Genomic DNA, 13,799 nt, shown 5'->3' with positions numbered 1-13,799 from the left:
CGAAGGAGACCCCACGGCATGGACGCTGTGACCCAGGTGCCGCCGCCGGTGAACGAGCCGGTGCACACCTACGCCCCCGGTTCGGCGGAGCGCGCCCGTCTTGAGCACAAGCTCAAGGAGCTGGCCGACCACCCCATCGAGCTGCCGATGACCATCAACGGGGTCCGGCGGATGGGCGGCGGCGAGCGGTTCGACGTGGTGCAGCCGCACCGGCACGCCGCCCGGCTCGGCACGTACGGCAACGCCACCCGGGCGGACGCCCGGGACGCCATCGACGCGGCGCTGGCGGCGGCCCCCGCCTGGCGCGCGCTGCCCTTCGACGAGCGGGCGGCCGTCTTCCTCAAGGCCGCCGAGCTGCTGTCCGGGCCGTGGCGCGAGACGATCGCCGCCTCCACCATGCTGGGCCAGTCCAAGACGGTGCAGCAGGCGGAGATCGACGCGCCCTGCGAGCTGATCGACTTCTGGCGGTTCAATGTGCACTTCGCCCGGGAGATCCTGGCGGAGCAGCCGCTGGTGCAGCCCAAGGGGACGTGGAACCGCCTGGACTTCCGCCCGCTGGAGGGCTTCGTCTACGCGATCACCCCGTTCAACTTCACCGCCATCGCCGGCAATCTGCCCACCGCCCCGGCGCTGATGGGCAATGTGGTGGTGTGGAAGCCGTCGCCGACCCAGACCCACTCGGCGGTGCTGCTGATGGAGCTGCTGGAGGAGGCCGGGCTGCCGCCGGGCGTCATCAACCTGGTGACCGGTGACGGCAAGGAGGTCTCCGCGGAGGCGCTGCCGCACCCGGACCTGGCCGGGGTGCACTTCACCGGCTCGACCGGCACCTTCCAGTACCTGTGGCGGGAGATCGGCACCCACATCGAGCGGTACAAGGGGTACCCGCGGATCGTGGGCGAGACCGGCGGCAAGGACTTCATCGTCGCGCACCCGAGCGCCGATCCGGCGGCGCTGAAGACGGCGATCACCCGGGGCGCCTTCGAATACCAGGGCCAGAAGTGTTCGGCGGCCTCCCGGGCGTACATCCCGCGCTCGCTGTGGGAGGGCGGGCTGCGCGCCGCGCTGGTGGCGGAGACCGAGGGCCTGTCGATGGGTGATCCGAGCGATCTGTCGAACTTCATGGCCGCTGTCATCGACGAGCGGGCCTTCGCCAAGAACAAGGCGGCGATCGAACGGGCCAAGGCCGATCCGTCCTGCGAGATCGTGGCGGGCGGCCGTTACGACGACTCGGTGGGCTACTTCGTGCGGCCCACCGTGCTCACCTGCTCCGATCCGGAGAACGAGGTGTTCAGCACCGAGTACTTCGGCCCGATCGTCGCGGTGCACGTGTACGAGGACGACGCGTTCGACGCGATGCTGGAGCAGATGGAGTCGGTGGCCCCGTACGCGCTGACCGGCGCCGTACTGGCCAGGGACCGGGCGGTGGCGCACGCGGCGAGCGAGAAGCTGCGGTTCGCGGCGGGCAACTTCTATCTGAACGACCGGCCCACCGGCTCGGTGGTGGGGCAGCAGCCGTTCGGCGGCGCGCGGGCCTCGGGCACCAACGACAAGGCCGGGTCCAAGTTCAATCTGCTGCGCTGGACCTCGCCGCGCTCCCTCAAGGAGACCCAGGTGCCGGCGACCGACTACCGCTACCCGCACATGGGCTGAGCGCGAACGGCCCATCACCGAACAGAACGGCCCCGGTGTCGCACGCGTGTGCGCACCGGGGCCGTCGCCATCTCACATACTAGGATGGTCGAGTATCTGGCGGGACATCACTGCCGCAGGCCGCTACTTTTGTGGAAGCCGACAGTGCCGCTCCATCCAGCGCGCGGTGGCCACGGCCAGGTGCAGCAGCGCGGGCGACCCCCGCCGCACCGGCCCGCCCCCTGCGGCAGCCCTCGCCGTACCCCGCCGTACCCCCACCCCTGGAGCCGATCCGTCATGGACGACACGCTCACCACCCCGGTCGCCGCCGCGCCGCAGGCCGCCACCGTCCGCGCCCCCCGTGTCCCGCACGCCGCCGCCACCCGCGACGACGCCTCCCGCCGCTACGCCACCGACGCCCTCCAGCGCGCCCTGGACCGCCGGGACAACGGCGGCGCCCCGGCCCCCGCCCACTGAGACCCGCTGTCCGGATCGTGGACACCGGCCGTCCGCCGACCGGGGCGCGGCGTAGGGTCACCTCCATGGCGCGCAGCATCGATCTCGCAGTGATCCCCGGCGACGGCATCGGCCCCGAGGTGGTGGCCGAGGGCCTCAAGGTCCTCGCCGCCGTTCTGCCCTCCGACGTCAAGCTGGAGACCACCACCTACGATCTGGGCGCCAAGCGCTGGCACGCCACCGGGGAGACCCTCCCCGAGGCGGACCTGGAGCGGCTGCGCGGCCACGACGCCATCCTGCTCGGCGCCATCGGCGACCCGGGCGTGCCCTCCGGGGTGCTGGAGCGCGGCCTGCTGCTCAAGCTGCGCTTCGCCTTCGACCACTACGTCAACCTGCGCCCCTCCGTGCTGCTGCCGAACACCGCGACCCCGCTGGCCGGCCGCCCCGCCATCGACTTCCTGGTGGTCCGCGAGGGCACCGAGGGCCCGTACGTCGGCAACGGCGGCTCGATGCGCACCGGCACCCCCGCCGAGGTGGCCACCGAGGTCTCCATCAACACGGCCTACGGGGTCGAGCGCGTGGTCCGCGACGCCTTCGAGCGCGCCGCCGCCCGCCCGGCGAAGAAACTGACCCTGGTCCACAAGAACAACGTCCTGGTGCACGCCGGCCACCTGTGGAAGAACACGGTGGACCGTGTCGCCCAGGAATACCCGCAGGTCACCACGGACTATCTGCACGTCGACGCCGCGACGATCTTCTTCGTCACCCAGCCCGAGCGGTTCGACGTCATCGTCACCGACAACCTCTTCGGCGACATCCTCACCGACCTCGCCGCCGCCATCACCGGCGGCATCGGGCTCGCCGCGTCCGGGAACATCAACCCCACCGGCGCCTTCCCCTCGATGTTCGAGCCGGTGCACGGCTCCGCGCCCGACATCGCGGGCACCGGCAAGGCCGACCCCACCGCCACCGTGCTCTCCGTCGCCCTGCTCCTGCGCCACCTCGGTTACGAGGAGCAGGCCGCCCGGATCGAGGCCGCCGTGACCGCCGACCTGGCGGAGCGCGACGGCACGCCGCGTACCACCGACACCATCGGGGACGCCCTCGCCGTACGCGTAGCCGGTTCCGTAACCGGCTAGCCCGCGGCTGCTCCCACCCAACACAGCCGCCGGGCAGCTCACGCGCCCGGCGGCTGGGCCCACCCCGCCGCTGGGTGCACCCTCACCAGCAGGACCGCCTCCCGTGCGCACGCCGCACCGCCCCGCGCGATAATCGGACGGGGCCGAACTGTCCCCCGATGCTCGGACTTCCTAGTACCGTGCCATCGGGGGGACGGGCCGGCGGTCCGCCACATCACTCAGCGAAGGACGCGCTCACCATGACGACGCCGCCGATCGAATTCGACCTCAAGCCCTCCGCGACACCGCTGTCCGACGCGGAGCGCGACGCCGTGCTCGCCGCCCCCGGCTTCGGCCGGCACTTCACCGACCACATGGTCACCATCAAGTGGAGCGAGGGCCGCGGCTGGCACGACGCGCAGCTCACCCCGTACGCGCCCTTCCAACTGGACCCGGCGAACATGACGCTGCACTACGGGCAGTCGATCTTCGAAGGGCTCAAGGCGTACCGGCAGCCCGACGGCTCCATCGGCGTCTTCCGTCCCGACGCCAACGCCCGCCGCTTCCAGGGCTCGGCCCGCCGGCTGGCGATGCCGGAGCTGCCGGTGGACACCTTCATCGAGGCCATCGACGTGCTGCTGGCCCAGGACGGCGCCTGGGTGCCCGCGAACGGCGGCGAGGAGTCCCTGTACCTGCGGCCGTTCATGTTCGCCACCACGGACGGGCTCGGCATCAACAACCCCGCCGGTGACTACCTCTTCGTGCTGATCGCCTCCCCGGCCGGCGCCTACTTCCCGCGCGGGGTCAAGCCGGTCTCGGTGTGGCTGTCCCGCGAGTACGTGCGCGCCGTGCCCGGCGGCACCGGCGAGGCCAAGTGCGCGGGGAACTACGCGGCGTCCTTCGTCGCCCAGGCGGCGGCCGTCGCCCAGGGCTGCGACCAGGTGGTGTGGCTGGACGCCGTCGAGCGCCGCTGGATCGAGGAGATGGGCGGCATGAACCTCTACTTCGTGCGCGGCTCGGGTGACGACGCCACCGTCGTCACCCCGCGGCTCACCGGCAGCCTGCTGGCTGGCATCACCCGCGACTCGCTGCTGACCATCGCCGCCGACCTCGGGTACGCCACCGACGAGGTCCGGATCTCCACCGAGGACTGGCAGCGCGGCTGCGCGGACGGCTCGCTCACCGAGACCTTCGCGTGCGGCACCGCCGCCGTGATCACCCCGGTCGGCTCGGTGAAGTCCGCCGACGCCGCCTGGACGGTCGGCGACGGTACGCCGGGGTCGGTCACCCTGCGGCTGCGCGAGGCGCTGCTGGCCGTCCAGACCGGCCAGGCCCCCGACCCGCACGGCTGGATGCACCGGGTCGGCTGACCCCGCCCCCGCGACGCGGCGCCGCTGGTCACGACCCCACCCATCCCGCACCAGCGCCGCCGCGCCGCGCCGCACTCCGCGCCGCGCCGCGCCGCACTCCGCGCCGCGCCGCGCCGCACTCCGCGCCGCGCCGCGCCGCACTCCGCGCCGCGCCGCGCCGCGCCGCACTCCGCGCCGTACGCCGCGCCGCACTCCGCGCCGTACGCCGCGCCGTACGCCGCGCCGTACGCCGCGCCGTACGCCGTGCCGCGCCGCGCCGTGCCGTACGCCGTGCCGCGCCGCGCCGTGCCGTACGCCGTGCCGCGCCGCGCCGTGCCGTACGCCGTGCCGCGCCGTGCCGCGCCGCGCCGCGCCGAGCCGCACCGCGCGGCGTATGCCGCACCGCGCCACCGCGCGGCGTACGCCGCGCTGCCGTGCCGCCGCGGTGGCCGGGCATCGTCCGGATCGTGAGACGGACGGGGCATCGGGGGCATCCTGTGCCACACTGGTCGCGTGCTCTCGTGCGCCATGATTATTGGTGATGAGCGCGCCGGTCCGCAGTGATCGCCGCCCCACCCCACCCCGGGTGACGCGGCCACCGTGCCTCGACCCGCGCGCAGACCTCTCGCATCCGCGAGGGGTTTTTTCGTTTTCCGGCCCCACCACGGCCGGACGGGAGCAGGGCAGTGGAGCCGACCAGAACCGCATCCTCCGCAGGAGCCACACCACCATGACCACACCGGCCACCCCCGCCGCAGCCGCGGCCGACGCCCCCGACGACAGCTTCCACGTCTTCGACACCACCCTGCGCGACGGCGCCCAGCGCGAGGGCATCCATCTGACCGTCGCCGACAAGCTGGCCATCGCCCGGCACCTGGACGACTTCGGCGTCGGCTTCATCGAGGGCGGCTGGCCGGGCGCCAACCCCCGCGACACCGAGTTCTTCCGCCGCGCCCGCGAGCTGCCCTGGCGCCACGCCCAACTGGTCGCCTTCGGCGCCACCCGCAAGGCCGGCACCACCGCAGCCGAGGACCCCCAGGTACGGGCCCTGCTGGAGTCCGGCGCCCCCGTCGTCACGCTGGTCGCCAAGTCCCATGACCGGCATGTCGAGCTGGCCCTGCGCACCACCGCCGACGAGAACCTCGCCATGATCGCCGACACCGTACGCCACCTGCGCGCCGCCGGCCGCCGGGTCTTCGTCGACTGCGAGCACTTCTTCGACGGCTACGCCGACAACCCCGGCTACGCCCTGGACGTGGTGCGCACCGCCGCCGGCGCCGGCGCCGACGTCGTCATCCTGTGCGACACCAACGGCGGCATGCTGCCCGCCCAGGTGCAGGCCACCGTCCGCACCGTCGTCGCCGACACCGGCGCCCGGATCGGCATCCACGCCCAGGACGACACCGGCTGCGCCGTCGCCAACACCCTCGCCGCCGTGGACGCCGGCGCCACCCACGTCCAGTGCACCGCCAACGGCTACGGCGAGCGGGTCGGCAACGCCAACCTCTTCCCGGTGGTCGCCGCCCTGGAGCTCAAGTACGGCAAGCGGGTGCTGCCGCCCGGCGCGCTCAAGGAGATGACCCGCATCTCGCACGCCATCGCCGAGGTGGTCAATCTGACCCCCAGCACCCACCAGCCGTACGTGGGCCTGTCCGCGTTCGCCCACAAGGCGGGCCTGCACGCCTCCGCGATCAAGGTGGACCCCGACCTCTACCAGCACATCGACCCCGAACTGGTCGGCAACTCCATGCGGATGCTGGTCTCCGACATGGCCGGCCGCGCCTCCATCGAACTCAAGGGCCGCGAGCTGGGCTACGACCTGGAGGGCGACCGCGAGCTGGTGGGCCGGATCGTCGCCCGGGTGAAGGAGCAGGAGCTCAAGGGCTACACGTACGAGGCCGCCGACGCCTCCTTCGAGCTGCTGCTGCGCGACGAGGTCACCGGCCGTACCTCCCGCTTCTTCCGCCTGGAGTCCTGGCGCACCATCACCGACCAGCGCCCCGACGGCGCCCTCGACAACGAGGCCACCGTCAAGCTGTGGGCCAAGGGCGAGCGGCTGGTCTCCAGCGGCGAGGGCAACGGCCCCGTCAACGCCCTGGACCGGGCGCTGCGCGGCGGCCTGGAACGCATCTTCCCCGAGCTGGCCCGGCTCCAGCTGGTGGACTACAAGGTCCGCATCCTGGCCGGCCGCTCCGGCACCCAGTCCACCACCCGCGTGCTGATCACCACCGGCGACGGCGAGGGCGAATGGTCCACGGTGGGGGTGGCGGACAATGTCATCGCCGCGTCCTGGCAGGCGCTGGAGGATGCCTACACCTACGGGCTGCTGCGCGCCGGACTGCGGCCGACCGACTGAGCCGGGCCGGGGGGCGCGAGGGGAATTATAGGGTTCCTCTAGTTCCCCCCGCGTCTGCTGTGTTACTTCCCTGCACCCTGGCCCGGCGTCCCGGTGGTTCTGTACAGGCCGACCACGAAACAGCGGCGGAGACTGTACGGATCTGACGAGAGCGTTCGCTCCCCACGTTTCATAGGGTCTATACATGACCGATGAGTCCCTGACCCCTGTGGCCGCTCCCGACGCCCGGGGCCGCGTGGCGGAGCTGCGCGCCATCCGCGAAGAGATCGGCCGCGGTCCCAGCGAGAAGGCGACCGAGGCACAGCACGCCAAGGGCAAGCTGACCGCCCGCGAGCGGATCGAGCTGCTGCTGGACGAAGGCTCCTTCCAGGAGGTCGAAGGGCTGCGCCGGCATCGGGCCACCGGTTTCGGTCTGGAGGCCAAGCGTCCGTACACCGACGGTGTGATCACCGGCTGGGGCACGGTGCACGGCCGTACCGTCTTCGTCTACGCGCACGATTTCCGGATCTTCGGCGGGGCGCTGGGCGAGGCGCATGCCCAGAAGATCCACAAGATCATGGACATGGCCATCGCGGCGGGTGCCCCGCTGGTCTCCCTCAACGACGGCGCCGGCGCCCGGATCCAGGAAGGCGTCTCGGCGCTGGCCGGCTACGGCGGGATCTTCCAGCGCAACACCAAGGCGTCCGGTGTCATCCCGCAGATCTCCGTGATGCTCGGCCCCTGCGCGGGCGGCGCCGCCTACAGCCCGGCGCTGACCGACTTCGTCTTCATGGTCCGCGAGACCTCGCAGATGTTCATCACCGGGCCGGACGTGGTCAAGGCCGTCACCGGCGAGGAGATCACCCAGAACGGCCTGGGCGGCGCGGACGTGCACGCGGAGACCTCGGGAGTGGCGCACTTCGCCTACGACGACGAGGAGTCGTGCCTGGAGGAAGTGCGGTTCCTGCTGTCGCTGCTGCCCTCCAACAACCGCGAGAACCCGCCCACCGCCGAGACCGAGGACCCGGCCGACCGCTCCGGCGACGCGCTGCTCGACCTCGTCCCGGCGGACGGCAACCGCCCGTACGACATGCGCGCCGTCATCGAGGAACTCGTCGACGACGGGGAGTTCCTGGAGATCCACGAGCGCTGGGCCACCAACATCCTGTGCGCGCTGGGCCGGCTCGGCGGCCAGGTGGTGGGCATCGTCGCCAACCAGCCGCAGTCCCTGGCCGGGGTGCTGGACATCCACGCCTCGGAGAAGGCCGCCCGTTTCGTCCAGCTGTGCGACGCCTTCAACATCCCGATCGTCACGCTGCTGGACGTCCCCGGCTTCCTGCCCGGCGTCGACCAGGAGCACGGCGGCATCATCCGGCACGGCGCCAAGCTGCTGTACGCGTACTGCAACGCGACCGTGCCGCGGATCTCCGTGGTGCTGCGCAAGGCGTACGGCGGCGCCTACATCGTGATGGACTCCCAGACCATCGGTGCCGACCTCACCTACGCCTGGCCCACCAACGAGATCGCGGTGATGGGCGCGGAGGGCGCGGCCAACGTGATCTTCCGCCGGCAGATCGCCGCCGCCGAGGACCCCGAGGCCACCCGGGCCCGGCTGGTCAAGGAGTACAAGACCGAGCTGATGCACCCGTACTACGCCGCCGAGCGGGGCCTGGTGCACGACGTGATCGACCCGACGGAGACCCGCGCGGTGCTGATCCAGTCCCTGGCGATGCTGCGCACCAAGCACGCCGATCTGCCGGCCCGCAAGCACGGCAACCCGCCCCAGTGACCACTCCCAAGAGCACCGAGGAGCCCCCGCAGATGAGCACCGACACGGACACCAAGCTGGTTCGGGTGGAGAAGGGCGCGGCCAGCGACGAGGAACTGGCGGCGGTGACCGCGCTGCTGATCGCCCGCGCTGCGCAGACCCCCGCGCCCGGCGCCGGGCACCGGGTGGCCGGCCGCAACACCGCCGGCTGGCGCCGGCTGGAGCGCACCCCGGGCTTCCGGGCCCCGCACAGCTGGCAGGGCTGACCGCGTACACGGTACGCGGTACCCGGCGGCGGCACGCCGCGCCGCACGGTGCCGCGTACGCCGTACGCCGTACGCACAAGGCGGGCCGGACACCGGTGGATCGGTGTCCGGCCCGCCTTGCTGCGTATGCCGGTGGGCCCGTACGCACCGTGCGGTACGTGGTGGGCGGTGTCTCAGCTCGCGTCCGGCGCCTTCATCACGATGGTGCGGCGCGGGTTGGCGGTCGCTCCGGGCAGCTCCTCCGAGGCGGCGTACGCGACGGGGGCGGGGGTCAACTCCTGGGCGTCCGGCAGATGTGCGAGGGTGGTGCGCCGGGGGTTGGCGGTGGAGCGGACGCTCAGGGTGCTCTTCACGGAGAATCTGCCTTAGGTAGAGCTGCTGCTTGTAAAGCCTGACACTAGGTGCCGTATACCCGCGACCGTTCCTTATCGGCCACCGCCGTTATGTGATTCTCCTCACGAGTGGAGTAGCAAAAGCCGCATAGCGGTCAGGAGTTCGACAGCAAGAAAGGAGTCATAGCGGATGAAACCGTACGTACCACCTCGGTTGAGGCACCCTCAGGTGTATCGATTCGATGGCAATGTGGTGGAGAAAAGTCCGCTATGCCTGCTCAAGGCTTCCACGGCAGGTAGCGGGATGCCTGCGGAGCGTCATACATGTCACGGGACCATTCCGGGCCCTTGTTGGAGATCGGCCACTGTGCTGGAATTCCACGGACCGCCGCGTGACACAAGCTCATGTGCAGGGCGCGCCCCAAGCGTCACGCGCTGGCTGAACACCGGACACGCCGGTTACCGACGACCGCCGGGGGGTCGTATGCCCCTGGCTCGATACCGTCACGCCGCAGCGCGGCGCGACGCCTGGTCCAGAGGTTGCGACGCATAGTGCAGGGACGTTTCAAGAGGGAAGGCACCGCTGCGGGCGAACCGGAGCAGGGTGGTGCCACGCAACGTGGCTCCTCCGGCGGACCTGCCTCCAGCGGCGACCCGGCGCGCCCCGCGCCCGGTTCCGGGGAGGCCCCGGCCGATCGGAGCGCCACCGCGAACGACCCCACGGCCGTTGCCACGGCGAGACCCAGCCGCGCCGGCTCCCGGCTCGCGCTGCGCAACTGGCGCATCAGCACCCGGCTGGTCTCCCTGATCGCCCTCCCCGTGATGGCCGCCACCGTGCTGGGCGGGCTGCGCATCCAGTCCTCGATGGACGACATCGAGCAACTGGACGCCATGCAGATGCTCACCGACATGACCCAGCAGGCGACCCTGCTGGCCGCCGCCCTCCAGGAGGAGCGCGACCGGTCGGCCGGCCCACTGGTCGCCGGACTCAGCGCCAAGAGCGACGAGATCGCCACCGCGCGGGAGAAGACCGACGACGCCCGCGCCGCGTTCAGTGACGCCACCAACGCGATCACCGCCGACGACGAGGTCATGAAGGGCGTCCAGGCCACCGTCCTGGACATCAGCCGGCAGCTCACCGGCATCAAGGAGATCCGGGACGAGGCGTACGCCGACCCGGAGTACGTCTCCCAGACGATCATGCGCTACAGCGACCTGATCGACGCGCTGCTCTCGCTGTCCCAGGACATGGCCCAGGCCACCAGCAACAGCGAGATGATCCGCTCCACCCGCGCGCTGGCCACCTTCTCGGCCGCCAAGGAACACGCCTCCATCCAGCGCGCCGTCATCACCGCCGGCCTCGCCCGCGGCGAGCGCGACGGCGACGACGTCGGCCTGTCACCCAGTGACTGGCGGTACGGCAAGACCCACGCCGCCAGCGAGCAGGCGGCGATCACCAGCTTCACCCAGATCTACGGCAACGACGAGACGGCCACCGGCCTGCTCGACTCGCTCGAAGGCGGCATCGTCAACGTCCTGTCCGCGGACACCTACCGCGACATGGTCTTCGCCGCCCCGGACGGCATCCTGCGCCAGGACCGTTCCTACCGCGACTGGTTCGACCAGGACCGCACCAAGATCGACGCGATGAACGCGATCGAGCGGACCCTGATCACCGAGATGGAGGAACAGGCCCGCGACCTGCGCAACGAGGCGCAGCAGGAGGCCATCCTCAACGGCGCCGTCGTGGTCCTGGTGCTCGGCATCTCCCTGGTCGGCGCCTTCGTGGTGGCCCGCTCCATGGTCCGCTCGCTGCGCCGCCTCCAGGACACCGCGCAGGAAGTCGCCCACAAGCGGCTCCCCGAGGTCGTCCGCCAGATGTCCGAGGCGGAGCCCGAGGACGTCGACACCTCCGTGCAGTCCGTCGGTGTGCACACCCGCGACGAGATCGGCCGGGTGGCCGAGGCGTTCGACGACGTGCACCGCGAAGCCGTCCGGCTGGCCGGCGAACAGGCCCTGCTGCGGGGCAACGTCAACGCGATGTTCACCAACCTCTCGCGCCGCAGCCAGGGCCTCATCCAGCGTCAGCTGTCGCTGATCTCCGAACTGGAGTCCCGCGAGGCCGACCCCGACCAGCTGTCCTCGCTCTTCAAGCTGGACCACCTCGCCACCCGCATGCGCCGCAACGGTGAGAACCTGCTGGTGCTCGCCGGTGAGGAGCCGGGCCGCCGCTGGACGCGGCCGGTGCCGCTGGTCGACGTGCTGCGCGCCGCCGCCTCCGAGGTGGAGCAGTACGAGCGCATCGAGCTGAGCGCCGTACCGAAGACCGACGTGGCCGGCCGGGTCGTCAACGACCTCGTGCACCTGCTCGCCGAGCTGCTGGAGAACGCCACCTCGTTCTCCTCGCCGCAGACCAAGGTCAAGGTCACCGGTCACGCGCTGCCGGACGGCCGGGTGCTGGTGGAGATCCACGACACCGGCATCGGGCTCTCCCCCGAGGACCTCGCCGAGATCAACGACCGGCTGGCCAACCCGCCCACCGTCGATGTCTCGGTCTCCCGCCGGATGGGCCTGTTCGTGGTCGGCCGGCTGTCCCTGCGGCACGGCATCCGGATCCAGTTGCGGCCCTCCGACTCCGGCGGCACCACCGCGCTGGTGATGCTGCCCGCCGAGGTCGCCCAGGGCGCCGGGCGCGGTCCGCGCCCCGGTGCGCAGGGCGGCGGCATGCCGGGTGGCGGCGCCGGTACGGCGGCGACCGCCCCGCCCACCACCACCGTGCAGCGGGAGAACCCGCCCGGGCAGCGGCCCGGCGGGCCGCAGGGCCCCGGCGGCGGTCCCGGCGGCGGCCGTGGCCGTGGGCTGGCGAACCTGGGCAAGGGCCCCTCCGCGTCGCGTGGCCAGGTGGCCGGTGGTCCCGACCGCCCGGCGCTGCCGCCCCGCCCCGGCAATACCTCCTTCCCGGCCACCGGCGCCGGGACCCCGGCGGCGCCGGCCCCGGCGGGCGCCGCCGGGCCCGATCGGGGCCGCGACCCGCTGGCCGGCGGCCCCGGCGCACCGGGTGCCCCCGGTGACGGCGGGCCCGACCGGTCAGGACGCCCGAGCTGGGCCAGCCGGGTCGAGGACAGCGGCCGAATACCCGTCGTCGGCGACCACGGTGAGGGACCGCGCGGGCACGAGGAGCCGGACACCGGCGAGTACGCCCGGCCCGGTTTCACCGGCGCCAGCGGCCCCGCGCCGCGGCCGGCCGCCCAGCCCGGCCGTTCCCAGCAGTTCGACGCCTTCGGCGACAGCGGCGAGTTCCGCTCGCCCGCCGCCCAGGGCCCCGGCCGACCCGGCGGCGGTTACCCCGGCGACACCGCCGAGTTCCCGGCGGTGGGCGGCCAGGACTTCGGTACCGGCCGCCCCGGCGGCTACCCCTCCGACACGGGGTCCTTCCCCGCGGTGGGCGGGAACCAGAACCGGCAGGATCCCGGCTACCCCTCCGACACGGGGTCCTTCCCCGCGGTCGGCGGGAACCAGAACCGGCAGGATCCCGGCTACCCCTCCGACACCGGGTCGTTCCGGCAGGACTCCGGCCCCAGCGGTTACGCCTCCGATACGGGGTCGTTCCCCGTCGTGGGCCACCAGCAGCGCCAGGACCGGCAGGACTCCGGCCCCACCGGCTACGCCTCCGACACCGGATCATTCCCGGCGGTGGGCGGAGGCCAGGACCGTTCGGGTTTCCCGGCGGACACCGGCTCGTACCCGGCGGTCGGTCAGGGATCGGGCCCCGGCGGCGGTTACCCCGCCGACACCGGGGAGTTCCCGGTGCTCGGCCAGGGCCCGGCGCCCGATGGCTATCGGTCCGACACCGGCGAGTACCCGATGCCCGGACAGCAGGAGCGGGCCCCGCAGCCGGCCCAGCCGGCCGCCTTCACCGATCCGCTCCCCACCGGCGGCCCCGCCTCCTCGGAACGCACGCCGATCTTCGAGGAGATGGAGTCCACCTGGTTCGGCACCCGGCGGGTGGTACCCCCCACCCCCGCGGCATCCGCCGCGCCGGAGCCGGCCCCGGCCCCGGCCCCCGACGCCGGGCCCGGACTTCCGGTACGCGGCCGGAACGCCCCGCGCACCACGCCGGAGCCCACGCCGGCCCCCGCGTCGACCACGGGCGGCAGGGGTTACGACGCCGCACCGCGCGACGACTTCCCCCGTACCGGCCCGGCCGCCGCCACCGCCCCGCCGGCCGCCGCTCCGCAGACCGCCGCTCCCACCTGGCGGTCGTCCCCCAACGACGAACTCGGCCGTCAGGCCGGGCAACTGCGCCAGCCAAGCGCCGGCGGGGTCACCACCTCGGGGCTGCCCCGCCGGGTGCCCCGCGCCAATCTGGTCGCGGGCGCGGCACAGCAGTCACAGCAGCAGGCCGCCCCGACCGGCCCGCAGGTCTCCCGCGCACCGGACGCAGTCCGGGGCCGGCTGACCAATCTCCGCCGGGGAATTCAGCAGGGACGCCAGGCCAATTCCGGAGCCGGCAGAACCGACCGGGGCTCCGGCCCCAGATACCAGT

General features: G+C 72.7%; 10 protein-coding genes. 8 read left to right on the top strand and 2 right to left on the bottom strand.

Translation table 11 applies throughout. The annotated features are described in order from the left end of the window. The first annotated feature begins 18 nt into the window (after positions 1–18). The 4 genes from pruA to AC5WRL_RS25745 all read left to right on the top strand — a co-directional run bounded on the left by pruA (position 19) and on the right by AC5WRL_RS25745 (position 4,573). A complete protein-coding gene (pruA, locus tag AC5WRL_RS25760; RefSeq protein ID WP_496091055.1) occupies positions 19–1,650 on the top strand; it encodes an L-glutamate gamma-semialdehyde dehydrogenase in 1,632 nt (543 codons plus the stop codon). 276 nt (positions 1,651–1,926) lie between these two features. After that, on the top strand, positions 1,927–2,106 hold the full coding sequence (locus tag AC5WRL_RS25755) for a hypothetical protein (RefSeq protein WP_496091123.1): 180 nt from the start codon (positions 1,927–1,929) through the stop codon (positions 2,104–2,106). Positions 2,107–2,171: 65 nt separating this feature from the next. Next, positions 2,172–3,224, top strand: a complete 1,053-nt coding sequence (locus AC5WRL_RS25750; protein WP_496091054.1) for a 3-isopropylmalate dehydrogenase — start codon at positions 2,172–2,174, stop codon at positions 3,222–3,224. A 239-nt stretch (positions 3,225–3,463) separates the two neighbouring features. Beyond that, the gene (locus tag AC5WRL_RS25745) at positions 3,464–4,573 is read left to right on the top strand and encodes a branched-chain amino acid aminotransferase (protein WP_496091053.1); all 1,110 of its coding nucleotides are present in this window, start codon (positions 3,464–3,466) and stop codon (positions 4,571–4,573) included. Positions 4,574–4,601: 28 nt separating this feature from the next. On the opposite strand, the gene AC5WRL_RS25740 is transcribed toward AC5WRL_RS25745, so the two are convergent. Further along, positions 4,602–5,009, bottom strand: coding sequence for a hypothetical protein (locus tag AC5WRL_RS25740; RefSeq protein ID WP_496091052.1), 408 nt, complete (start codon positions 5,007–5,009; stop codon positions 4,602–4,604). Positions 5,010–5,282: 273 nt separating this feature from the next. On the opposite strand from AC5WRL_RS25740, the gene cimA reads away from it, so the two are divergent. From cimA to AC5WRL_RS25725, 3 genes are all read left to right on the top strand, one after another. Next, positions 5,283–6,908 (top strand): citramalate synthase, encoded by a 1,626-nt coding sequence (gene cimA / locus AC5WRL_RS25735; protein WP_496091051.1) that lies wholly within the window; start codon positions 5,283–5,285, stop codon positions 6,906–6,908. A 184-nt stretch (positions 6,909–7,092) separates the two neighbouring features. After that, the gene (locus AC5WRL_RS25730; RefSeq protein ID WP_496091050.1) at positions 7,093–8,676 is read left to right on the top strand and encodes an acyl-CoA carboxylase subunit beta; all 1,584 of its coding nucleotides are present in this window, start codon (positions 7,093–7,095) and stop codon (positions 8,674–8,676) included. 32 nt (positions 8,677–8,708) lie between these two features. Then, positions 8,709–8,921: an acyl-CoA carboxylase subunit epsilon gene (locus AC5WRL_RS25725; RefSeq protein ID WP_496091049.1), complete on the top strand. Its 213-nt coding sequence runs from the start codon at positions 8,709–8,711 to the stop codon at positions 8,919–8,921. A 173-nt stretch (positions 8,922–9,094) separates the two neighbouring features. Here AC5WRL_RS25725 and AC5WRL_RS25720 read toward each other — a convergent pair whose 3' ends face one another. Further along, positions 9,095–9,274 carry a hypothetical protein gene (locus AC5WRL_RS25720; RefSeq protein ID WP_496091048.1) on the bottom strand — a complete coding sequence of 60 codons (180 nt, stop codon included), beginning with the start codon at positions 9,272–9,274 and terminating at the stop codon, positions 9,095–9,097. Positions 9,275–9,805: 531 nt separating this feature from the next. Between AC5WRL_RS25720 and AC5WRL_RS25715 the strand changes: the two genes are divergently transcribed. After that, the coding region (locus AC5WRL_RS25715; protein ID WP_496091047.1) for a sensor histidine kinase at positions 9,806–13,799 on the top strand (3,994 nt) is incomplete at its 3' end.

The sequence above is a fragment of the Streptomyces sp. NTD107 genome (genome assembly GCF_059510435.1).
This window is presented reverse-complemented; position numbering and strand designations above follow the sequence as displayed.

Excerpts from the sequence above, each read along its gene's own strand:
- AC5WRL_RS25740 (WP_496091052.1), bottom strand. The coding sequence starts at position 5,009 with ATGCCCGGCCACCGCGGCGGCACGGCAGCGCGGCGTACGCCGCGCGGT.
- cimA (WP_496091051.1), top strand. The coding sequence starts at position 5,283 with ATGACCACACCGGCCACCCCCGCCGCAGCCGCGGCCGACGCCCCCGAC.
- AC5WRL_RS25750 (WP_496091054.1), top strand. The coding sequence starts at position 2,172 with ATGGCGCGCAGCATCGATCTCGCAGTGATCCCCGGCGACGGCATCGGC.
- AC5WRL_RS25755 (WP_496091123.1), top strand. The coding sequence starts at position 1,927 with ATGGACGACACGCTCACCACCCCGGTCGCCGCCGCGCCGCAGGCCGCC.
- AC5WRL_RS25725 (WP_496091049.1), top strand. The coding sequence starts at position 8,709 with ATGAGCACCGACACGGACACCAAGCTGGTTCGGGTGGAGAAGGGCGCG.
- AC5WRL_RS25730 (WP_496091050.1), top strand. The coding sequence starts at position 7,093 with ATGACCGATGAGTCCCTGACCCCTGTGGCCGCTCCCGACGCCCGGGGC.
- pruA (WP_496091055.1), top strand. The coding sequence starts at position 19 with ATGGACGCTGTGACCCAGGTGCCGCCGCCGGTGAACGAGCCGGTGCAC.
- AC5WRL_RS25745 (WP_496091053.1), top strand. The coding sequence starts at position 3,464 with ATGACGACGCCGCCGATCGAATTCGACCTCAAGCCCTCCGCGACACCG.